At 60.8% G+C, this 20,826-nt stretch carries 16 protein-coding genes; 3 read left to right on the top strand and 13 right to left on the bottom strand.

Annotation, left to right across the window (positions count from 1 at the left end):
• The first annotated feature begins 3 nt into the window (after positions 1-3).
• Complete coding sequence (locus ACP7BS_RS21180) at positions 4-1,731, top strand: M14 family metallopeptidase (protein WP_426239695.1); 1,728 nt, start codon at positions 4-6, stop codon at positions 1,729-1,731.
• A 112-nt stretch (positions 1,732-1,843) separates the two neighbouring features.
• On the opposite strand, the gene ACP7BS_RS21175 is transcribed toward ACP7BS_RS21180, so the two are convergent.
• From ACP7BS_RS21175 to rsgA, 8 genes are all read right to left on the bottom strand, one after another.
• Positions 1,844-3,631 carry an adenine deaminase gene (locus tag ACP7BS_RS21175; RefSeq protein ID WP_426239694.1) on the bottom strand — a complete coding sequence of 596 codons (1,788 nt, stop codon included), beginning with the start codon at positions 3,629-3,631 and terminating at the stop codon, positions 1,844-1,846.
• Positions 3,628-4,551 carry a nucleoside hydrolase gene (locus ACP7BS_RS21170; protein ID WP_426239693.1) on the bottom strand — a complete coding sequence of 308 codons (924 nt, stop codon included), beginning with the start codon at positions 4,549-4,551 and terminating at the stop codon, positions 3,628-3,630. The genes ACP7BS_RS21175 and ACP7BS_RS21170 overlap by 4 nt, the downstream gene beginning before the upstream one ends.
• Before the next feature lie 6 nt (positions 4,552-4,557).
• Positions 4,558-5,583: an ABC transporter ATP-binding protein gene (locus ACP7BS_RS21165; RefSeq protein WP_426239692.1), complete on the bottom strand. Its 1,026-nt coding sequence runs from the start codon at positions 5,581-5,583 to the stop codon at positions 4,558-4,560.
• Positions 5,576-6,355 (bottom strand): ABC transporter permease, encoded by a 780-nt coding sequence (locus tag ACP7BS_RS21160; RefSeq protein ID WP_113247270.1) that lies wholly within the window; start codon positions 6,353-6,355, stop codon positions 5,576-5,578. Before ACP7BS_RS21160 ends, ACP7BS_RS21165 begins: the two co-directional genes overlap by 8 nt.
• Positions 6,352-7,179 carry an ABC transporter permease gene (locus ACP7BS_RS21155; protein ID WP_426127318.1) on the bottom strand — a complete coding sequence of 276 codons (828 nt, stop codon included), beginning with the start codon at positions 7,177-7,179 and terminating at the stop codon, positions 6,352-6,354. Before ACP7BS_RS21155 ends, ACP7BS_RS21160 begins: the two co-directional genes overlap by 4 nt.
• Before the next feature lie 231 nt (positions 7,180-7,410).
• Positions 7,411-8,433: an ABC transporter substrate-binding protein gene (locus tag ACP7BS_RS21150; RefSeq protein WP_426239691.1), complete on the bottom strand. Its 1,023-nt coding sequence runs from the start codon at positions 8,431-8,433 to the stop codon at positions 7,411-7,413.
• Between the two features lie 74 nt (positions 8,434-8,507).
• Complete coding sequence (locus ACP7BS_RS21145) at positions 8,508-9,554, bottom strand: LacI family DNA-binding transcriptional regulator (protein WP_426239690.1); 1,047 nt, start codon at positions 9,552-9,554, stop codon at positions 8,508-8,510.
• Positions 9,555-9,715: 161 nt separating this feature from the next.
• Positions 9,716-10,738, bottom strand: a complete 1,023-nt coding sequence (rsgA, locus tag ACP7BS_RS21140; RefSeq protein WP_426239689.1) for a ribosome small subunit-dependent GTPase A — start codon at positions 10,736-10,738, stop codon at positions 9,716-9,718.
• Between the two features lie 276 nt (positions 10,739-11,014).
• On the opposite strand from rsgA, the gene ACP7BS_RS21135 reads away from it, so the two are divergent.
• A complete protein-coding gene (locus ACP7BS_RS21135) occupies positions 11,015-11,308 on the top strand; it encodes a hypothetical protein (RefSeq protein WP_426127311.1) in 294 nt (97 codons plus the stop codon).
• A gap of 437 nt (positions 11,309-11,745) precedes the next feature.
• Here ACP7BS_RS21135 and pepT read toward each other — a convergent pair whose 3' ends face one another.
• The gene (gene pepT, locus ACP7BS_RS21130) at positions 11,746-12,978 is read right to left on the bottom strand and encodes a peptidase T (protein ID WP_426239688.1); all 1,233 of its coding nucleotides are present in this window, start codon (positions 12,976-12,978) and stop codon (positions 11,746-11,748) included.
• A 177-nt stretch (positions 12,979-13,155) separates the two neighbouring features.
• Here pepT and ACP7BS_RS21125 point away from each other — a divergent pair, with 177 nt between their 5' ends.
• Positions 13,156-14,778, top strand: coding sequence for an ABC-F family ATP-binding cassette domain-containing protein (locus ACP7BS_RS21125; RefSeq protein ID WP_113313498.1), 1,623 nt, complete (start codon positions 13,156-13,158; stop codon positions 14,776-14,778).
• 12 nt (positions 14,779-14,790) lie between these two features.
• Here ACP7BS_RS21125 and ACP7BS_RS21120 read toward each other — a convergent pair whose 3' ends face one another.
• The 4 genes from ACP7BS_RS21120 to ACP7BS_RS21105 all read right to left on the bottom strand — a co-directional run bounded on the left by ACP7BS_RS21120 (position 14,791) and on the right by ACP7BS_RS21105 (position 20,824).
• A complete protein-coding gene (locus tag ACP7BS_RS21120) occupies positions 14,791-16,953 on the bottom strand; it encodes a glycoside hydrolase (RefSeq protein WP_426239687.1) in 2,163 nt (720 codons plus the stop codon).
• Complete coding sequence (locus ACP7BS_RS21115) at positions 16,950-17,948, bottom strand: glycosyltransferase family 2 protein (RefSeq protein ID WP_426239686.1); 999 nt, start codon at positions 17,946-17,948, stop codon at positions 16,950-16,952. The genes ACP7BS_RS21120 and ACP7BS_RS21115 overlap by 4 nt, the downstream gene beginning before the upstream one ends.
• 116 nt (positions 17,949-18,064) lie before the next feature.
• Positions 18,065-19,168: a glycosyltransferase family 4 protein gene (locus ACP7BS_RS21110; protein WP_426239685.1), complete on the bottom strand. Its 1,104-nt coding sequence runs from the start codon at positions 19,166-19,168 to the stop codon at positions 18,065-18,067.
• 375 nt (positions 19,169-19,543) lie between these two features.
• Entirely contained in the window at positions 19,544-20,824 is a 1,281-nt protein-coding gene (locus ACP7BS_RS21105; protein WP_426239717.1) for a glycosyltransferase family 4 protein, read from the bottom strand.
• Positions 20,825-20,826: the final 2 nt, after the last annotated feature.

The raw sequence follows: 20,826 nt of genomic DNA, 5'->3' as shown, positions 1-20,826 counted from the left end.
CCGATGAACGCGATATTTGAGAAATCCTTCGAGCGTACACTCGCTCAACTATCGGCGCGCGCCGTCCCGGGAGAGGATTTCGAGGCGTGGACCTTCGACGACCGCGAAAGCCGCCTAGCGGCAGAACGAAAGCTCGCCGAACAAGGTATCACGGCCCGCATCCGCAGCGCCTACAAGCCGTTGCTCGCCTTCTTTCTCGAAGAGGTGGACCTTAAAGGCATCGAAGCCATCGAAATCCGCTACCCGGTCCACGCCGCAGCATCCAAGAACCGCTTCCGGCTTGAGACCTATCCGCTGGCAGCACTTGTGGGGGACGCCAAGATCACGTTTGTCCCACGCGCCGACGACGGGTTCTTCTACGACGTGATGCTGACGGGCGCCGGCATCGCGCAATCCTTTACCGTGCTTGCGCCGAACAGGGTTCATCAGGACCGTGTCGGGCAGACCAATCTCTCACCGACCGGTTGGCTGCGTCGCGCCGGTGAAACGACAGGCGAACGGCTGGAAACGGACTATGAGGCCGTGTTCGAGGCGGCCATTTCCGCGATCGCGGATTACAACTGGGGCCAGGTCGAGCCCTATTTCGAAGAGCTGAACATCCGTATCGGCCATCCGGCTAGCGACGAGCCGCTGGCGATTGGCGATGAGGTGGTCAGCCTGCGTGAAGCGCTTCATGAGGACCTGTATTTCTCGCTTCTTGAATTCTTCCAGAAGAAGTCCGGCCGCCCACCAGGGGATCGCGGTCTGAAGCCCGGCATGATCGTGCCGGAAGTCGTGAAGGCCGAAGGCCCCATCACGCTCGATATAACTACCCGCGTTTTGTCGATCGCTTTTCTGGACGGTGCCGAGCAGGCGATCGATATGGCCCACGAACCGCTGGCCGAAGCCCAGGTGGTAGCGCAGCTGGAGGCGATCGGCGGCGAGCGGTTTGCCGCCCGTACCCGGTCTGGCCGCACGGTTTCGGCGCGTTACATCGCCGGTAGCGATGCCCCGGTGATGATCAGCGGCGGGCAGCATCCAAACGAGACCACCGGCATCGTCGGCGCTCTTCGGGCTGCCGCCAAGCTTACTGAGCGAAAGGGCGCGCATTTCACCGTTTCGCCGCTGGAAAATCCGGATGGTTATGCCGTGCACCAGCGATTGCGCCGTGACAACCCGCGCCACATGCATCACGCCGCCCGTTACACTGCGCTTGGCGACGATCTCGAATATCGCACACATGAAAATTCCGCCGGGCACGTTAACGAAAAAGAAATCCGCTTCAGGGCGCAGGAGTTGAGCGGTGCACAGCTGCATGTCAACCTGCATGGCTATCCCGCGCATGAATGGACCCGGCCGCTATCGGGTTATGTGCCGCGCGGTTTTGGCGCCTGGACGCTGCCCAAAGGTTTTTTTCTCATCGTGCGCCATCATGCTGGCTGGGAAAGCCAGTCGGAGATATTGCTCGACCGGGTGACGCGGCATCTCGGCGAGATACCGGGGCTTCTGGCGTATAATGACAGGCAGATCGCACTCTACGAGATCCACGCGGGTGAAACCGGTTTCCGCATTATCAACGGCTTCCCCTGCCTCATTTCGGTGGATGATCGCCATACCGTGCCGATGACCCTGATCACCGAATATCCGGACGAGACCATCTACGGCGAAGAGTTTGTCGCGGGTCACACGGCTCAGACGGAACTCGTTCTCTCCGCCTATGCAGCGTGGCAGGAAATCGTGCCGGTCAGTTGATCTCGCCTAACGGTTAAACATGGCCGGTCATCCGGGGCGACCGGCATGAAAGTTCACATACACGGCCCGAATTCGCGACTTAAGCGTTGGGGGAATGGACAGTGGCGGGCGATTACACCGTGGTCAGGATCGGGCTTTCCAACAGCGTTCCGGTTTCGACATCGGCAATGCCCCGGTCGGTCTGGTGCGGTCCGGCATTGCAGGCAAGGGTCGCTCCGAAGCAGGCCTTGAAGACGAGATAAGGTGGCTGCCATGCGACGATCTCGTCCATGGCAGCGCGTATGCCTGCGAAATCCCGGGCCACATCGTCCAGTGGTGCGTCGGAGACAAGGCCTGAAAGCGGCAGTGGCAGAATTGCCTTGACCATTCCATTGGATGCCACCGCCATGCCGCCACCGGCGGCGATCACCGTATTGGCGGCAAGCGCCATGTCCGCAGGATCGCTGCCGAAAACCGTGAGGTTATGGCTGTCATGGGAAACAGTGTTGGCGAATGCGCCGCGCCATTCGCCCCAGCCGCGCAGGAATCCAACGCGGGGCCGGCTGTCGCTGCGTCCGTGGCGATGCGCCACCGCAATCAGGGTCGTGCCGTCAGGTGGCACGACGAAACCATCGCGGACATCCGCCTGCGCCTCACCCCAGCGGGTAAACCGCGGCTGGTCGATGGTGGCGATCCGGACAGTCTTTTCATTGGAAGCGACGCGAAAATCATCGGCCGTCAGCGGCGCGATTTTCATCGAATGCTTAAGCACGGATGTATCGGCAGATGTGATGTCGGCAAGCATGCGGCCGTCCCGGGCAACAACAACGCCATTGGCGATGACGATGCGGGCTTTGAGATCAGTGAGATTGTCGAAGACAGCAATATCGGCGCGGCGGCCTGCAGCCACCAAGCCGAGGTCGGAGCGCCCCAGCCGCTGTGCAGCATTGAGCGTTGCCGCCCGCAGCGCCCATTCCGGCTTCAGGCCGTAATGCACCAGCCGCCTGATAACATCGTCGAGACCGCCGCCTGCTGCCAGATCGTCGGGAAAGACGTCGTCGGTGCAGAGGGTGACGGTTTGCGGCAGATGACCGAGCTGGTTCAGGGCCTCGACGAATTCCGGCAGCAGGTGATCATGGGAGCCGCGCAGCTCGATCGCCATGCCGGCACGCAGCTTTTCCATCAGGTCGGCTGATGATACCAGTTCATGGTCGGAGCTGATCCCGGCGGCCATGAAGGCAGCGAGATCGCCAGCCTTCAGGCCGCGTGCATGGCCGCAGATCAGCTTTTCCGCCGTTAGCCCTGCCTGGACAATGGCGCTCATGCGCGGATCGCGGTTGATCACGCCGCGCATGTTCATGACTTCAGCGATGCCGCCGATTTCCGGCCAGGACAGCAGGTTGGCGATTACATCGGCATCGAAATCGGCACCGTTGAGTTCCAGCCCCGGTGCTGACGGCACGCAGGAGGGGGCCAGCAGGATCATCCGCAGTGGCGATTTCTTGGCGGCATCGGCGGCAAAACGCACACCGGCAACGCCATGAACATTGCCGAATTCGTGTGGATCCCAGACGATCGTCGTCACACCGCGCGGCAGAACGGCGTTAGCATAGGTCGCGGGCGTCACCATCGAGCTTTCGATATGCATATGTGTGTCAATCAGGCCCGGCGAAACGAACCCACCGGAGATGTCGATGATCTCTGCCGCATCCGCCCTTGCCCCGGCCGGGTGAACGCTGGCGATCAGCGGTCCGACGAGGCCGATATCGGCCGCCCGCAACTCGCCCGTCACCATGTCGACCAGAGTGCCGTTGACGATCAGGGTATGAAAAGCGGCATCGCCGCGTGCTGCCCCAACGGCGCGGCTGCGCAGGCCGCCGTCATTGAGGTCGGCGGGTTCTTGTGCTGCGGGATGTGTCATTTTCCGGCCTCCCAGCGCAGGGCGCCCAGCACGATCGCCTTGATCGCTCCTGCATCACAATCGGCTGCGAATTTGGCATTGAAGGCGCCGTGGCTGGCGCGGATTTCCACCACTGTGCGGCCGCGTGTCAGCGAACCGGCTAATTCCATGCCGATCCGGGCCGGTTGGAAGGTGACAAGGTCGGGGCGGACGAAGGCTGCGGCGGCGGATGGATCATAGATTGCCATGGCCGGGCGGCCACGGCTGACGCCGATATCGATGTAACCGGAGAGCATGTCGGCCAGCAGCGCGGCGTTCGCACCGCCTGCCTGCCGGATCGGCTCGACATCACCGGGCGCGGCCAGAATCTTGCGGCAGAAATCGAGATCGACCATGCGCAGCGGCAGGCCATGCGACAGGACGATGGCGACGGCTTCGGGGTCGGCAAGGGCGTTGAATTCGGCCGATGCTGTGTGGTTGCCGCGCGACAGCCCGCCGCCCATCCAGGTGAGTTCGTCGATCCGGGCTGCGAGATCAGGTTTAGCCAAGGCCAGGGCTGCGATATTGGTCAGCGGTCCGAGTGCCAGGATGCGGCGGGGGGAGGGCGTGTTTTCCAGCCATTGGCAAAGAGCCGAGAAGGCATCATCGCTTGCCACATCCCCGGCATACGGCAGCGTCAGCCCGGCGGTTGGAATGCCGGTTTCGCCGAGGATTTCCTGCGCGGTTTCGAGCGCGCCCAGAACCGGTTGGCTGCGACCGGCATGAACGGGGATGGTCCAGCCGAAGGCCTTGGCAGCGCCTGCGGTATTGCGCCGAACCTGATCCATCGGCGTATTGCCGAACACCAACGATATGCCGTCGATGGTCACGCCCGCGTGCATCACCACCAGAATGGCGGCGATGTCGTCAAAGCCCATATCCGTATCGATCCAGACACCCATGACTATTTATCCGAAGCTCTTGAGGAGAGCGGCACCGTCGACCGGCAGGTCAAAGGCAACGGTGGCGCCGAGTGCATGGGCGGGCAGGGTTGCGTCCACCTCTGTCTTGATGATGCCGAGCGATGTTTCCAACACGTATTCGCGCGTGCCGCCGGCAAAGGAGACGCCGCGCACTGTGCCCGTCAGCGGGCCGGATCCGAAGGAAACCGCGCGGGGCCGCCAGGCAAGGCCTGCAACATCCGGGAGTGGCTTGGAAAGGGAGACAGCGCCGTTGGCGGTGGTCAGCTTGCCATCACTGATAGCGAAGACGTTTTCGAAGCCGACGAAATCGGCGACGAAGCTGGAGGCCGGGTGGTTGTAGATTTCTTCCGGCGTGCCGATCTGCTCGATGGCGCCGTTCTTCATCACGACGATCCGGTCCGCGAGCGCCAAAGCCTCGACCTGATCGTGGGTGACGAAGATCATCGTCACGCCGCTTTCCTTCTGCACGCGCTGCAACTCGGTGCGCATTTCCAGACGCAGGCGGGCATCGAGATTGGAGAGCGGTTCGTCAAGCAGAAGCACCTTCGGCTCCATGACCATGGAGCGGGCAAGTGCCACGCGCTGCTGCTGGCCACCGGAAAGCTCCGGGGTCTTGCGGTCGGCAAAGGCCGAAAGGCCGACGGATTTGAGGCCGGCTGTGACTTTCCTCTCCAACTCCGTGCCGCGCATGCCCTTGAGCTTGAGACCGAAAGCGACATTCTCGAACACCGTCAAATGCGGGAACAGCGCATAGGACTGAAAGACCAGCCCGACCGCCCGCTTGTTGGCGGCAACCCGGGTAATATCGGCGCCGTCAAGGCTGATGCGTCCGCCAACCGGCGTCATCAGGCCGGCGATCGAGCGCATCGTCGTGGTCTTGCCGCAGCCGGAGGGGCCGAGCAGCGCCAGCAATTCACCTTTGCGTATCTCCAGATCGAGATCCTTGACGGCGATCGATTTGCCATAGGCGAGGGAGAGCTTGTCGAGGGTGAGGAAGGATGTGTCAGACATAGCGGGAGAACCCCAGAAAACGTTCGGCGGCAAAGACGATGCCGATGGAGAGGAAAGCGAGCAGCGAAGACAGGGCGGCGATCGACGGATCGAAGACGATCTCCATGTAGCCGAGCATATCGATCGGCAGGGTTCGGACACCCGGCCCGGACAGGAACAGCGATACCGGAACCTGATTGAAGCTGGTGACGAAGCCGAGGATGAAGGCCGACAGGATACCACCGCGAATGTTCGGCAGCACCACCCGGAAGAAGGCACCGAGCCGCGACGAGCCGAGCAGCACCGCAGCCTCTTCGATATCCGAGCGTAGATTGTTGAGGCTGGCCGAAACCACCCGCACCGCATAGGGCAGGATCAGCGCCGTATGGGCAAGGAACAGCGCCAGCGTGATCGAAACGCCGATGGGCACGACAAAGTAGCGCAGCAGCGCCAGGCCGACGATGATGCCCGGCACGATGATCGGCGCCGAGACGATGGTGCGCACGGTCTCGGACATCGGCAGCTTGTAGCGCGACATTGCATAGGCGGCGGGAATGCCGAGCAGAAGGGCGGCAAAGGTGCCGCCGATCGCCAGGAACATCGACATCACGAAGCTGTCGCGGAAACTCTCGACGGTGAAGACCTTGAGGATCCACTTGAACGAGAAGCCCTGCGGCGGAAAGGCCAAGGTATCACCGGCCGAAAACGAGGCGGCGACGATGATCAGAAATGGGCCGATCAGGAAGATCAGCACCAGAAGCAGCGTGATCGGGGCGAACAGTCTCGGGGTCATCGCTTGTTCCTCGCTGTTGCGATCCGCTTCAGGAGAATATTGGCGGCAAAACTCATGACGATCAGGATGAAGGCGATGACGCTGGCCGACACGAAATTGTTGGCGACGGTGACCTGCTGGTAGAGCAGCGTCTCCAGCATCAGCACCTTCGATCCGCCGAGAATGGCGGGGGTGATATAGGCGGTCATCGAACCGGTGAAGACCAGCGTTCCGCCGACCACCAGACCCTCGCGGGTCAGCGGCAGGATGACTTTCCAGAACACCTGGAACCAGTTGGCACCGAGCACCCGGGCAGCGGGCACGACATCCTTCGGCAGGTTTTCGAGCGCGCTGATCAGCGAGATCACCATCAAGGGCAGGAAAAGCTGCAGCAGGCCAATGAAGACGGCAGTTTCGCTGAAGAGGATGCGGATCGGTTCGTCGCTGAGGCCAACGGCCATCAATGCCTGATTGACGATGCCGGTGCGGCCGAGAATGACGATCCACGCATAGGTGCGGGCGACCGGCGAAATCATCAGCGGCAATACGACAAGCCCGATCATCCGGCCCTTGGTGCCAGGCGGCAGGCTGACGATGGCGAAGGCGGTGGCATAACCGATCACGGCCGCTGCTGCGGTGACGAGCGCGCCGAGCTTCAGCGTCCGCAGAAAGACCGTCCGGTTCAGCGGCTGCGAAAAGAAATCCGCATAGGCCGACAGGCTCCAGCTATCCGCCGATCGAAAGCCTTCCGACAGCAACAGGATAACCGGCACGAGGAAGACCAGCCCCGCGAAAATCGCAGCTGGCAGGGCGAGCGCCAATGCTTCTGCCCGGTTCTGGAACATGGTTCGTCGTCTCCAGCAGGTTCAAACGGGATCAACGCGGTTACCGGCGATCCGTGTCACTCTTTTTCGTGAACCGGCCACTTCCCCTCTTCCCATGAACGGGAAGAGAGGTGGGGTGAGGCGCTGTGGCAGCAGCATCTCACGTTGACGGCCGGTTCAGTCGGGGCGCAGTTCGCAAACCGGAGTTCGCTGGCCACGCCCCTTGCCTTGGGAGGCATTCGTGTTGGCCGGTTACTGGCCGACCTTGGCATTCCACTCGGACAGCCACGCATCGCGGTTGTCGAGCGCTACGGCGGATGGAATGAGCTTGAGGCTGTTGGCCGTTTCTTCGCCATAGGTCAGGTTGCCGGCGATTTCGTCGGAAACCTTGGCTTCCTTGTTGGCCGGGCTATCGACCAGCTTTTCGGCAAGCTTTGTCTGGATTTCGGTGGAGAGCCAGAAATCCATGAATTCGAGTGCGAGGTCCTGGTTCTTCGCACCCTTGGTCAGAACCATGACGTTCATGCCGCCGGTCTGGCCTTCCTTCGGCGTCGCCCAGCCGAGTGGCAGGTCGAGCTTGGTGAACGGCGCCCAGGAGAAGCGGCCGATCGGCGCCGCCCAGATTTCCTCCTGCTGCATCAGCTGCACCAGTTGCGAGGATTTGACGTAGAAGGTGACGATGTCTTCCTTCTTGGCGCCGAGCGCTTCGATTGCGCCCTTGAGATCCGGCGTATCGGTGCCAAGCGCCTTGCCGAGCATATAGAGTGCCGGCGGTCCCTGGTTGGTGGTGATGTTCGGGAAAGCGACATGGCCGGCATATTCCGGCTTCAACAGGTCGGCCCAGGACTCGATCTTCATCTTGTCGGTGCGGTAGACGATGGAGGTCGCATAGAACGTATAACCGACGCTCATGCCGTCGCCGTTCGGGTCCTTGGCGATGTCGTAGAGCTTGCCGAAATTGCTGAGCTTGGCCGTGTCGATCTTCTCGATCAGGCCATTGCGGTCGGCCGACAGCGCGTCGGCCATGGAAACCACGGCCATGTCGATGACCGGGTTGGTCTTGTTGGCTTCGATTTTGGCAAGGCGCTCGACGCTGTTACCGGTTTCGACCACCAGCTTGCAGCCGCACTTGGCTTCGAAGGGATCGTAGACGATCTCCTTGAACTCGTCCTGCGCGAAGGCATAAACGGAAATTGTCAGGGTTTTTTCCTGCGCATGGGCGGCACCCATGGTGAGCATCAGCGCGGCGGCTGACGAAAAGAGCATTTTGTTCATCTGCGTTCTCCTTCTGGTGTTTTATTGGCTCATGTTTTCTGGCGTATATTTTTTGGGACTTGTGATGGTCCCGGTCATGCAATCTGGGCATTCACTGGTGGCGCCGATGTTTGCCGGACAACCAGTTTCATAGGCACGCTCGACCGCTCCGCCGCCACTGTTCCGGTCACGGTGCGCGCGACGTCCGAACCCGACGTGGCGTCGGCCTCGATGACGCGGACCAGCGCGGCGATGGCAATGTCGGCAATCTCCGCCATGTTCATCCGGACCGTCGTCAGGCCCGGGGTTACGACCGAAGACCAGACAAGATCATCGAAACCGGTGACGCTGACATGTTCGGGCACGCCGATACCGGCACGCTGCAATTCGGTCAGGGCCCGTAGCGCAGGCAGGTCGGAAACGGCGGCAAAGGCGGTAAATCCTCTCTCCACCTGTTCCTTCAAACCAAGAAGACTTCCCTTGCCATGGATCTGCTCGTGTTTCTCGATCCAGAAAACGTCAGCACGTCCGCCTGCCGGGATGCGGGACTTCATGCCGCCGATGCGGTCGTTCTGAACATTCGAGGCCGGATTGTTGCCAATCAGCAGAAACTTGCGATGTCCAAGCGAAACCAGATGCTCGATGACGGTCTGGCCGCCCTGCCAGTGATCCGCCGAAACCGTATTGCCGGGGGTGGAGGGGCTGTCGATGACGGCGACCGGACAGCCGATATCGGCAATGCGGGTCCCAAGCCGTGGAACGATGACGATGCCATCGACATCGCGTTCGATCAGGCGGTTGATGGCGTCCGTCTGCAAAGCAACGTCGCCACGCGAGTCGGCGATCAGCACGCCATAGCCGGCATTGCTCGCCGCATGTTCGATCGCCTGGGCGATCTGCGGAAACAGGGGATTGGCGATATTCGGGAGCACCAGTCCGAGAACGCCGGTGCGTCCAGTGCGCAGCGCCCGGCCGGTCAGGCTCGGCGTGTAGCCCAGTTCGGCTGCTGTCGCGCGGATCTTTTCAGACAGCTCGGCCGAGACACGTCCCTTGCCGGACAGCGCATTCGACACCGTTGCCGCAGACACGCCGAGTGCCGCGGCAATCTGGCTGAGGTTCGATCCTGTGCGCGGGTTGGCCATGTGATCCAACGGGGATGATTAATCGATTAATCACCTCTGTTACAGCAATGTTTCCGCGTTGTCGATACGGTTACCAGGTTTGATACAAGCCGAAAGCGCGTTGCGGCAGGCGAAACGTCCCGAACCGGGGCGTCACCTGACAGGCCGGTTACCGTCCGGCTTCAGTATTTCTTCTTCTGGACGACCTTGTTGCCGCGCGGCCCTGTCTGCACCGGCGTGTTGCTGACGTTTTCCTCAAGCAGTTTACGCCAACGGGCCAGCCGCTCGGCAGGCAAGGTGCCCGCCTTGATGGCTGCCTGAACGGCGCAGCCCGGTTCGTGGTCGTGCGTACAGTCGCGAAACTTGCAGGAAGGGGCAAGATCGGTGATTTCGGAGAACAATGTCTCAATGCCGCCCGATACGTCGCTGACATGCAGGGTCCGCATTCCGGGCGTGTCGATCACCCAGCCGCCGCCCGCTATAGCGTGCAACGAGCGGGCCGTGGTGGTATGGCGCCCCTTGGCGTCGCTCTCGCGGATGTCGCCGGTTTCCTGCGCAGCCTCGTGCCTGAGGCCCGCCAGCGTGTTGACCAGCGTCGATTTGCCGACCCCGGACGATCCGACCAGTGCGACAGTTTGTCCGGCCCCGCACCAGGGGGCTAGCGCGTCTGCGGCGTCTGCGGAGCGACCGTTCAATGCAACGACTTCCAGGTCGCGCTGCAGTGCCCTGGCCTCCTGCTCGAATGTGCTGGCGTCGTCGATCATGTCGGTCTTGGTGAGCACGATCACCGGGTTGGTACCGGCCTGATTGGCCATGGCCAGATAACGTTCCAGCCGCGCCGGGCTGAAGTCGGCATTGCAGGAGGTGACGATGAACAGCGTGTCGACATTGGCTGCGGCAAGCTGCTGGAGATGTCTGCCCTCCGTCCGCCGCTGCAGCAAGGTTCGGCGCTCAAGCCCGCGCACAAGCAGGTGGGTGCGCGGATCGGCCAGGATCCAATCGCCGACGGCAAAATCGGCGGTGTTGGTTTTATGGGCAAGAACAAGTTTGACCGGGCCCTCGGCAGACAGCGCACTCAGCCGGGCGCGATGAACTTCGGCGATCCGCATCGGAAGGAGGGCCGCTTCCGACCGCTCGATCTGGGAGGCGAAAAAGTCGGACCAGCCATGCGACGCCAAGAAGGCCGCGCCCGCATGCTCCGTCACGCTGCCGCTCCCCGACACAGTGTCGCGTTCATGGATGACCTTTCTGAAAAACAAGTTCAGACGCTGATAACAGAAGCGTCCTGATGGTGCCAATCGTTTCGCAAATGACGGTTTTGCAGTTTTGTCTGGGAAATGCCGTAAACTTCCGGTAGGGAAGGGCATGCGGGCCATTTTGGCCCTTTTCATTTCGCATTGGCGACATTCGCAAACGGGCGTTCCCATTCAATCTGGGTTGCGTGTCGATGCCTTTTTCACCATTTCTACCAAGGACAGAATATGATTTCGCTTGAATTGACGCCGGTTCAAATCCGGGGACTGAAACTCGCCAAGGAAGGAAACCTCTTCCCGCAGCCGGCGAAAAAATGGACGCACGAAAATGCGACCGTCACCTATGCCAAGACCGACCGCTTCAAGGAGCGTCCGCAGAAAATCCGTTTCCTGACGACGACGACGCTGAACGAACTCGAAGAGCTTGGTTTTCTGGAACGCAGCCATCTCGATGACGACGTGGCCGTCGATCCGCGCGGGATCACGATGGCCGGCAAGATGTGGCTGATGGCCAACAAGTAAATTGGTCTCATAGGGCGCCGGCGATACCTTCGAATGCATTCGCATTGAAGGGCCGGCCACCCGCCTGTTGTTTGTCAGCTTCGGCGAATGCCTTAAGCCCTTGGTTCTCCCCCCGGCGCATAGGCAGTGGTCTGCTCGAATTTGAACTTGTGACCGCAGCGGCAACGGATCACATGCCGGCGGGGGTTACTCGAGGCAAATTCGGTTTCAAAACCGCTCGGTAGGGCATCGATTTCAAATCCCCGCGTCTTGCGGCTGGGCGTATCGTCCTCCGAAACCTCGGCAAAGCCCGTATTGCCGCAGTGGGAACATTCCAATTTCCGTGAATAACGATCTCGCGCAGCCATCTTCGTTCCTTTGACAAGAGGCGGGTCATACCAAAATGGCGGCGGGATGGAAGGGCTGATTGGCCCCCTCCAAGGTCAGCTGCTTCAAAATTAGCTGCGCTCTTGCCAGACCTTTGCCAGTTCGACGATTGTGTTGACCGCCCTTTCCATGTCCTGCCGGCTCACCCATTCGAGCGGCGAATGAAACGCATGGCCGCCGGCGAAGATGTTGGGGCAGGGCAGGCCCATGAACGACAGGCGCGAACCATCGGTGCCGCCGCGAATGCTGCCGCGCACCGGCTCCATGCCCGCCCGCCGGATCGCCTCGATGGCGTTGTCGACGATTTCCGGATGACGATCGAGGATCGCCTTCATGTTGCGATATTGCTGCTTGACCTCAAACGTGTAGGAGGAGCCGGGATAATCCGGCATGACATCCTTGATGATTGCCTCGATCATCGCTTCCTTGCTGGCAAGGCCCTCGTCGTTGAAGTCACGGACGATCAGGCTGATCGTCGCCTTGTCCATCGCGCCGGTAACGCCGGTCGGGTGGATGAAGCCCTCTCTGCCTTCCGTGCTTTCAGGGGCCACGTGTTTCGGCAGGCGGTCGATAATGGCGCCGGCGATCTTGATGGCGTTTTCCATCCTGCCCTTGGCAAAGCCCGGATGGATGGCTACGCCCTGGATAGTGATCTCGACGCCATCGGCCGAAAATGTCTCATCCTCGATATGGCCGGCCGTTTCACCGTCCATCGTGTAAGCGAATTGGGCGCCGAGCTTATTCAGATCGACCTTGTCGACGCCACGGCCGATTTCCTCGTCCACCGTGAAGAGGATCTTGATGGTCCCGTGCTTGATGTCGGGATTGGCGATCAGGAATTGTGCTGCCGTCATGATTTCGGCAAGTCCGGCCTTGTCGTCGGCGCCGAGCAGCGTTGTGCCGTCGGTGGTGATAATGTCATTGCCGATCTGGTCGCGCAGGGCCGGATGGTCGGCAACGCGGATGACCTGCTGCGGATCGCCCGAAAGCTGGATGTCACCACCGGCATAGTTGCGGATCAACTGCGGCTTGACGTTGGTGCCGGTGAAATCGGGCGCCGTGTCCATGTGCGAGCAGAAGCAGATCACCGGAACCGGCTGGTCGACATTCGACGGGATGGTCGCGTAGATGTAGCCGTGCTCGTCAAGATGCGCGTCGGAAAGCCCGATCGCCAGCAGTTCCTCGACCAGCAGGCGGCCGAGGTTCTTCTGCTTTTCGGTGGAGGGCTGCGTTGCCGATTTTGCGTCCGACTGGGTGTCGATCACGACGTAGCGAAGGAAACGGTCGGTAACGGTATCGGTCATGGCTCACTCCATTCCATCTGCGTCAGGTGATCTTCTGTAGCCTTCACCGGCTGCGCCGTGAAGGCATTTCCGGGAGAAACACCCTTCAAAAAGCTGTGTCCGGTCCTGTCGAAAACCTGCGACATTCCCTGAAACACGTGGCATAAGGGCGCCGCAACATTCTTGGGCACCGCACACATGATCCGTATCGAAAATATCAGCAAGCAGCTGAGCCATCGCATTCTCTTCATCGAGGCTTCCGCCGCGCTTAACAAGGGCGAGAAGATCGGCCTTGTCGGTCCGAACGGTGCCGGCAAGACGACTGTCTTTCGGATGATTACCGGCGAAGAGCAGCCCGATGAAGGGCAGGTGGCCGTCGAGAAGGGCGTCACCATCGGCTATTTCAATCAGGATGTCGGCGAGATGGAAGGCCGCAGCGCTGTCGCCGAAGTGATGGACGGTGCCGGTCCGGTCAGTATCGTTGCCGCCGAATTGCACGAACTCGAAACCGCCATGGTCGATCCCGACCGGCTGGACGAGATGGATGCCATCATAGAGCGCTACGGCGAGGTGCAGGCGCGCTATGAGGAGCTGGACGGCTACGCGCTCGATGGCCGCGCCCGCGAAGTCCTGTCAGGTCTGAGCTTCACCCAGGAGATGATGGACGGCGATGTCGGCAAGCTGTCCGGCGGCTGGAAGATGCGCGTGGCACTTGCCCGCATCCTGTTGATGCGCCCCGACGTCATGCTGCTCGACGAACCGAGCAACCATCTGGATCTGGAAAGCCTGATCTGGCTGGAGGAGTTCCTCAAGAATTACGAAGGCGCTCTGCTGATGACCTCGCATGACCGCGAGTTCATGAACCGCATCGTCACCAAGCTGATCGAGATCGACGGTGGCGGTTTGACCACTTATTCCGGCGACTACGAGTTCTACGAGCAGCAGCGGGCGCTGAACGAAAAGCACCAGCTTGCCCAGTTCGAGCGGCAGCAGGCGATGCTCGCCAAGGAAATCAAGTTCATCGAGCGCTTCAAGGCGCGTGCCTCACATGCGGCCCAGGTCCAGAGCCGGGTGAAGAAGCTCGACAAGATCGAGCGGGTGGAGCCACCCAAGCGCCGCCAGGTCGTCGCCTTCGAATTCCTGCCGGCGCCGCGCTCCGGCGAAGACGTGATCAATCTGAAGAATGTTCATAAAAGCTACGGCAGCCGCAGCATCTACGAAGGGCTGGACTTCATGGTCCGCCGCAAGGAACGCTGGTGCATCATGGGCATCAACGGTGCCGGAAAATCCACGCTTCTGAAGCTGGTGACGGGATCGACGGACCCGGACCAGGGAACGGTCGCGCTCGGCGCCAGCGTCAAGATGGGTTATTTCGCCCAGCATGCCATGGATCTGCTCGACGGCGAGCGCACCGTGTTCGAAACGCTGGAGCACGAGTTTCCGCGCGCCGGGCAAGGCCCGCTCCGAGCGCTGGCCGGCTGTTTCGGGTTTTCCGGTGATGACGTTGAAAAGCGCTGCCGCGTTCTGTCGGGCGGCGAAAAGGCGCGGCTGGTCATGGCCATCATGCTGTTCGACCCGCCCAATCTGCTGGTGCTCGACGAGCCGACCAACCATCTCGACCTCGACACCAAGGAAATGCTCATCAAGGCGCTTTCCGAATACGAAGGCACCATGCTGTTCGTCTCCCACGACCGGCATTTCCTCGGCGCATTGTCCAATCGGGTTCTGGAACTGACGCCGGACGGCATCCACGAATATGGCGGCGGCTACACGGAATACGTGGCGCGGACCGGCCACGAGGCGCCTGGACTGCGGAGCTGATTGGCTACCATGTCAGTCTGTCTCAAGAAGAAAGAACGTCGTCGGGCCTGACGCCGCATCGTTGGAAAGACGGAAGCCGGCTGGCGTTATCACTTGGCCGGCGGCCGTCGAGGCGATGCCGTTCAGAGTGACCGGCGTCAGCCGCCATTCGCCTTTGGCAAGCGTCAGCGACAGATCGACATAGCCCTTGCGGATCAAAACCGGCAGCTGACCGAAATCGGCGATCACTTTTTCCTCGTCGTCGCGGAACTTCATGCCGGTATTGTGCGCGTCGGTAGCGTAGATGACGAGAAGCCTGTGGCTTTGTGCAATGCTTTCGGCATCGTCCACCACGGAAACCGCCAGCAGCCCATTGCCGTCCGATGCCTCGACGCGAACGCTGCCCAGGTTGACTGGCTCCCGCAGCGTCGAAAACGCCACCGCTTCGGTCTTTGGCGTGGACACCCGCAATTGACCGCGGAGGCGGTCAAGAAGCAGTTCGCCGGTATCGCTTTCATAAAGGCCGGTCTTCAGGTCGGTCTGGTTGTCCGTCGCCAAAAGTCCGGCGGCCTTGGCTGCATCGAGGATGGCCTGGGGATCGACGGACGATCGCGGCTGGCCGGCGCTCAAGCTGCCCGCTGCCGCCTTCGTCATGCCGATTGCACCGACAAGGCCAAGCTCGGTGAGCTGCTCAGGTTCGCGTGCCTGCATGTCGTCGGTGAGATCCTGCGCACCCCGCACAAGAAACGGGATCGTCAATTTCGACGTGGCGACATCGCCACGCCGGAACAGAAGGGCCGCCAGCGTCTCGCCGGCGCGCGCCACCGGATCAAGTGCGATGGCATAGGGAAGCATGCCCTTCTTGTGGGGATAGGGCTCGCCGTACTTCAGGATGATCGGGCCATGCGCGTGGCGGCAGAGCACGTCCCAGCCCTGCTGAGCGGCATAGGCAGGCATGACAAGTCCGGCCTCGTAGCGATAGCGGTTCCAGAAGAGATGATCATATTCGCTGACGACGAAAGGCTTGCCGAGCCAGCGAGCGGCGGCGATCAGGCGCATGTAGCCGGCGCCGTCATCGAGCGAGCTTTTCTGCGTCAGGGTCGCGCCGGGCGAATAGCTGCCGACCCAATCCTGATAGGTATTCATCGTGATGACGGGCAGAGCTTCGCGGCTCAGTGTCGTCTGGATCGTCGGCCAGTTGTTGAAATTGCTGATCTCTCCCCGGTAACCAAGGCCGCGCAGGGCGTCCGTCATCCGGGCGGTGGTGCTCGTTTCAACGGATACGAAAAAGGCCTGCAGGTCCTTGAGACGCGGCGAATCCTCGTAACGGGATTTGGGTAACGCGATCGAGGCGTCTTCCAGCCGTTCGTCTGATTTCAGGTCCGGCCACGCTTTTGAAAGCGCATCAGACGAGCCATAGCGCTGTTTCAGCCAGGCATTGAAGGGGAGTTTCAATCGGTCATCGTAATGGGGTTTGCCCTCCCGCTCCCGCACGATGCTATCGAACTCGATATTGTTCTCGTTGACGAGGATGACCAACGCCAGCGCGCTGTCGTTGATCGGCGCGGTGCCGGTATACGGGTTGACCAGCGTCAGGAAGCGGCGCTGGAATTCCAGCCAGTGGTCAAAGGCCTTGCCGTCGAAATACAGCGCAAGCTTGAGGTCGCTCGACGGCTCCCAGCGGTCGTCATAGCCGCCATAAGCGCCGCGCCAGGAGGACAAGCCGTCCATGATCCAGTAGATGCCGTTACGCTTCAGGGCGGCCAGCAGGTAGTGGACGCGGTCAAGAGTTTCGGGATCGAAATCGAAATCAGGGTTGCGGCCGAACATCAGGCTGGCATCGACAAAATGCAGCCGGGCGATGTTGTAGCCATGTTTGGCGAGTTGTGCCGCATAGAGATCGGCATCGGCGTGGTTTGGAAAACCGCCGGATGCCGGGCTCCAGGCCAGCGATGCGCAGAGCAGTTTTACGGGTTTGTCCGGCGCGCTGGCGCGGACAAGATTGCCCTGTTTTCCAGTTAGAAGCCGGCTGCCGTCTTCTATGGGCGGGTTGGGCAGGATGGACGAGAAGTCGAGAGGACTTTGGTTGCCGAGCACCATCGAGGTTTCGCGCACCGGCAGCCATTCGTCGGACGCGAAGACCGGCGATGGAGCTGCCAGCAGGGCAGCGACTGCCCAACGGCCCCAAAGCTTCATTGGGTGGTTCCGATCGTCCGGCTTTCGATCCAGGACTGCGGCGGCAGGCGGCGGCGGAAAAACCCGGCCGGTACGGCGGCGGCGTGAAAGCACCAGGCGACGACCGTGTAGAGGCCCATGGCAAAGCCGCCCTTCTTGACGCTGAGCAGCAGAACGATCGCGGCTGCCAGCGCGATCACCATTGCCAGACCTGACAGCAAGCCCGGGGCCGCGAACAGGATGGCGATCGACAGAGCCCACCAGCAATAGACGGCTGCCCAGAGTTTCAGCTCCGGCAATTCGGCGATCAACCGGCCGAAATAGGGCTTGCCGATCGACGCGCGCAGCAGTTCGCCGGTGCCATAGAGATACTTGCTGTTCCAGCGCCGGACCAGAAGCCGGTAGGAGTTCGACGTATGCCCGAAATGGCTGACGAAGCGGCGGTCGAGGCGATGAAGCCGCCAACCCAGGCTGCGCAGCCGAACGCCGAGATCGAACTCCTCGTAGCCGTGCAGATTGCGATCGGAAATATAACCGGCCTTCTCGATGGCGCTGCGGCGGTAAAGCCCGCCGCCATTCATCCGGTCAATGTCCCCGACACGGTTCTCCGGCGCGTTGCGCTGGACCCGGCGCGCATATTCGAGATTGGCGGTCTGCATTTCTTCCACGTGGCCGGTGACGCCGGCAACATCGGGATTGCCGGCAAGGAAGCGCAGCGCGTCGGGCAGGAAATCCGGATCGAGGATCATGTCGCCGTCGAGCAGGCAGACATGATCGAAGGTGGAATACTGGAAGCCGAGTTGCGGACCTATGCCGCAACTGGCTTGCGCCGGCGGTGCGATCTGCACGACGGTGACCGGGTAGCCGGAGGCGATCTCAACGGTACGATCCTTAGAGCCGCTGTCGGCGATGATCACCTCCCCGAGACCTCCGGGCAGCGCTGCAAGCGCGCTTTCGATGGTTGCGGCGATGCGCTTTTCTTCATTCAAGGTTTTGATGATGATGGATACGCCCACAATGACATCCCCGTTTGCATGAAGCACCCCCGGCGCGTTGTCGGATAGGACCGTGAATAGCTGATGGTATCGCCGATGATTTGAAATTTGGTTGATGCCGAGATGGACCGTTGCCGTCAGGGAGCCCGCTTGCGAAGGACGGATCGATACACTTGCGCCGTTCGCTCGGTGATCTTCTTCCAGCTGTAGTCCGTCTGGATCTGGCTTGTCAGCTGGTCCGTCCCGTCTTCGTCAAATGGACTGGACAATTTGCGCGTTAGAGCTGCAGCAAGCGCATCGACATCGCCCATCGGAAAGTAGTCGTTGGGGGCGAGCTTGAGTTCTCTGTTAGCAACGATATCGCTGGCAAGAACCGGCAATCCGTAACTGAGGGCTTCCAAAAGCGCGATCGGCATGCCCTCGTGGCTTGATGGAAGCACGAACAGCGCGGCGTTGCTGTAGAGTTCGGCAAGAGCTGCCCCGGTCTGAAATCCCGTCATGACCACCGAAGGCGTTTTGGCTGCCAGAGCCTTCACATGGGCTGAATACTCGCTCTCGTGATCTGCACCGCCGACGATCACCAGTTTTTCGGGCCGGTTGGCCTTGGCAAAGGCCAGGATCAGATCGTGCTGGCGCTTTTCTGGAACAAGGCGGGCCATCATGACGATGTATCGGCTCGGCGTCAGGCCGAAACTCTTGAGGGTTTCAGTGGAGGTGGTTTTCGGTTGCACCGATACGCCGTTCGGGACGAAATCGACGGCTACACCATACTCTTCCCGCATGGCGCGAACGATCTCCTGCGAGATCGCAATGCGCCCGTTGGAGGCATACATCCCGAATGCTTCACCCGTCTTGAGCATGCGCTTGGCAAACCAGCCCCATTTCTGGCGCTCGTAATCGTAGCCGTGATGGGTGATGATGACCTTGAGGCCGAAAAGACGGGCCAGCGGCGCAACCAGAGCCGGGCCAACGGCGTGGATATGCAGAACATCGGGCCTTTGACGCGCCGCCAGGAAAACGCCCGCGATGCTATGCCCGATGGCCTCCAGCACCATCCTCTTCGGTGCCCATAGGGGAATGACCCGAATCCCGTTCCATACACTTTCCGAAGCGTTGGGCAGATATTGACGCCGGCCGATAACATCGACGTCCCAACCCATCTGGACAAGTTCGGTCCCGATCATCTCGATATGCTTTTCGACACCACCCTGGACATTGGGGATACCGCGGCTGCCCAGCATCATGACCCTGGGGCGCGCAGCGGCTTTCTTAAGTGGTTCAGTGGATTCAAAAAGAGAGGTTTCGCTCAGGGGAGGAACAGGCACAACCGTGATGCGATGCACATGCCCAGCGCTCGCGATTGTCGACGGCATCTCCACAGGTGCATCTCCAGCAGCGTGTCGCTCACCTTCGGTGATATGGCGCAGACTGTTTTCGGCTCCCGTTTGTTCAGGTCGAGAGGTTGCCGTCCTGGAAACGCGCGGCTCGTTGCTCATAGTTCCACATCCCTGGTTCCTTGGGATATGGTTAGCGGCGAACGGCTGAAATCGCGGAAATATAACCGTTAAAATTGTAGAGATTGGCTGAAATTGTGAGTTGCAGGCTCAGAACGTGTATCAATTTGATTGTGTGATCGAGCCTGCGCGTATCGGCAGGGACGCGCCGAGGCTGCTGTAAAGTTCCGTTGTGCGCCGCAGATAGGCGGAAGAGGAGAAGTCGACGGCGATCCATTGCCGTGCCTTCCGGCCCATTTCGCGCCGCTCTTCGGGTGAGCGTGAATCCATCGCAGCGATTGCTGCCGCCAGATCCTGTGTATTTCCCGGCATGGCCATCAGGCCGGTTTCGCCTTCAAGGATCATTTCGGGAATTCCGCCGATGTTGGCGCCAATGACCGGAGTTTCCAGGGCATAGGCTTCGAGCACGCTGATCGGCGCATTCTCGTACCATTCGGATGGCAGCACCAGAGCCTTCGCCTCGCCGATCAGCCGATGGAGCGCCGGCCCGGATAGATAACCGGCAAACACCACATCTGCTTCGAGCGCCTGTGCCAGCGCTTTCAGCGCAGCTTCCTCCGGCCCCGTTCCCGCGATCACCAGCTTCTGCTTCGATAGGGCTACGGCGCGGATCAGGGTGTCGATCCCTTTTTCAGGTGCAAGCCGCCCCGCGAAAGCGAAATAGTCGCCCTCGGTCCAATCGATATCGAAGGCGTCGATATCGACGAAATTCGGAATGTAGACCATCTTCTCGCGTGGCCAGCCCCACTCGACAAGCTTGTCGATGTAGAACCGGCTGGGGACGACGAGGCGGTCGAGATTGTTGCGGTACAGGCCAAGGCTGCGATGCAGTGCGGTCTCGGCCAGAACGACGGTGCTGAGCACCGTCGATCCCTTGATGCAGCGGTGCACCAGCACATTATGGATGCGGCCACCCTTGCAGTCCTCGCAGACCTTGGCATCCCGCAGCATCTTGTAGGAGGGACAGGCGAGCTTGAGGTCGTGAACGGTCATGACCGTGGGGATTCCCGCCGATTTCAACGTCGAAAAGATCGCCGGCGACAGGTGATGGTAGACGTTGTGCGCGTGGGCGATCGCCGGATTGACGCGCTCGATCAACCGCTCGATATTGCGCTGCGCCTCGAAGGAATAGATGATTTTCGCGACCTGCTTGATCTTGTTCAGCGTGCCGGTTTCATGGCCGTACTCGATCTCCGAAACGAAATAGTCGGACCATGGGCTGGGCGGGTTCAACTCATGTTGCATGGCGAAGGGAACGACGTCCCATCCCGCCTTTTCGAACATGGCGATGTGATCGAGAAACACGGCTTCGGCACCACCCCTGCGGTAGAAGTAGTTGTTGATCTTCAGCAATGTCGTCTTGCCGATTGCCTGGTTGACGATGG

This window comes from Pararhizobium sp. DWP1-1-3 (assembly GCF_049896125.1).
Lineage (GTDB): Bacteria > Pseudomonadota > Alphaproteobacteria > Rhizobiales > Rhizobiaceae > Pararhizobium.
This window is presented reverse-complemented; position numbering and strand designations above follow the sequence as displayed.

Excerpts from the sequence above, each read along its gene's own strand:
- ACP7BS_RS21150 (WP_426239691.1), bottom strand. The coding sequence starts at position 8,433 with ATGAACAAAATGCTCTTTTCGTCAGCCGCCGCGCTGATGCTCACCATG.
- ACP7BS_RS21125 (WP_113313498.1), top strand. The coding sequence starts at position 13,156 with ATGATCCGTATCGAAAATATCAGCAAGCAGCTGAGCCATCGCATTCTC.
- ACP7BS_RS21175 (WP_426239694.1), bottom strand. The coding sequence starts at position 3,631 with ATGACACATCCCGCAGCACAAGAACCCGCCGACCTCAATGACGGCGGC.
- ACP7BS_RS21135 (WP_426127311.1), top strand. The coding sequence starts at position 11,015 with ATGATTTCGCTTGAATTGACGCCGGTTCAAATCCGGGGACTGAAACTC.
- ACP7BS_RS21145 (WP_426239690.1), bottom strand. The coding sequence starts at position 9,554 with ATGGCCAACCCGCGCACAGGATCGAACCTCAGCCAGATTGCCGCGGCA.
- ACP7BS_RS21120 (WP_426239687.1), bottom strand. The coding sequence starts at position 16,953 with ATGAAGCTTTGGGGCCGTTGGGCAGTCGCTGCCCTGCTGGCAGCTCCA.
- pepT (WP_426239688.1), bottom strand. The coding sequence starts at position 12,978 with ATGACCGATACCGTTACCGACCGTTTCCTTCGCTACGTCGTGATCGAC.
- ACP7BS_RS21155 (WP_426127318.1), bottom strand. The coding sequence starts at position 7,179 with ATGTTCCAGAACCGGGCAGAAGCATTGGCGCTCGCCCTGCCAGCTGCG.
- ACP7BS_RS21180 (WP_426239695.1), top strand. The coding sequence starts at position 4 with ATGAACGCGATATTTGAGAAATCCTTCGAGCGTACACTCGCTCAACTA.
- ACP7BS_RS21160 (WP_113247270.1), bottom strand. The coding sequence starts at position 6,355 with ATGACCCCGAGACTGTTCGCCCCGATCACGCTGCTTCTGGTGCTGATC.
- ACP7BS_RS21170 (WP_426239693.1), bottom strand. The coding sequence starts at position 4,551 with ATGGGTGTCTGGATCGATACGGATATGGGCTTTGACGACATCGCCGCC.
- ACP7BS_RS21165 (WP_426239692.1), bottom strand. The coding sequence starts at position 5,583 with ATGTCTGACACATCCTTCCTCACCCTCGACAAGCTCTCCCTCGCCTAT.
- ACP7BS_RS21110 (WP_426239685.1), bottom strand. The coding sequence starts at position 19,168 with ATGCTGGGCAGCCGCGGTATCCCCAATGTCCAGGGTGGTGTCGAAAAG.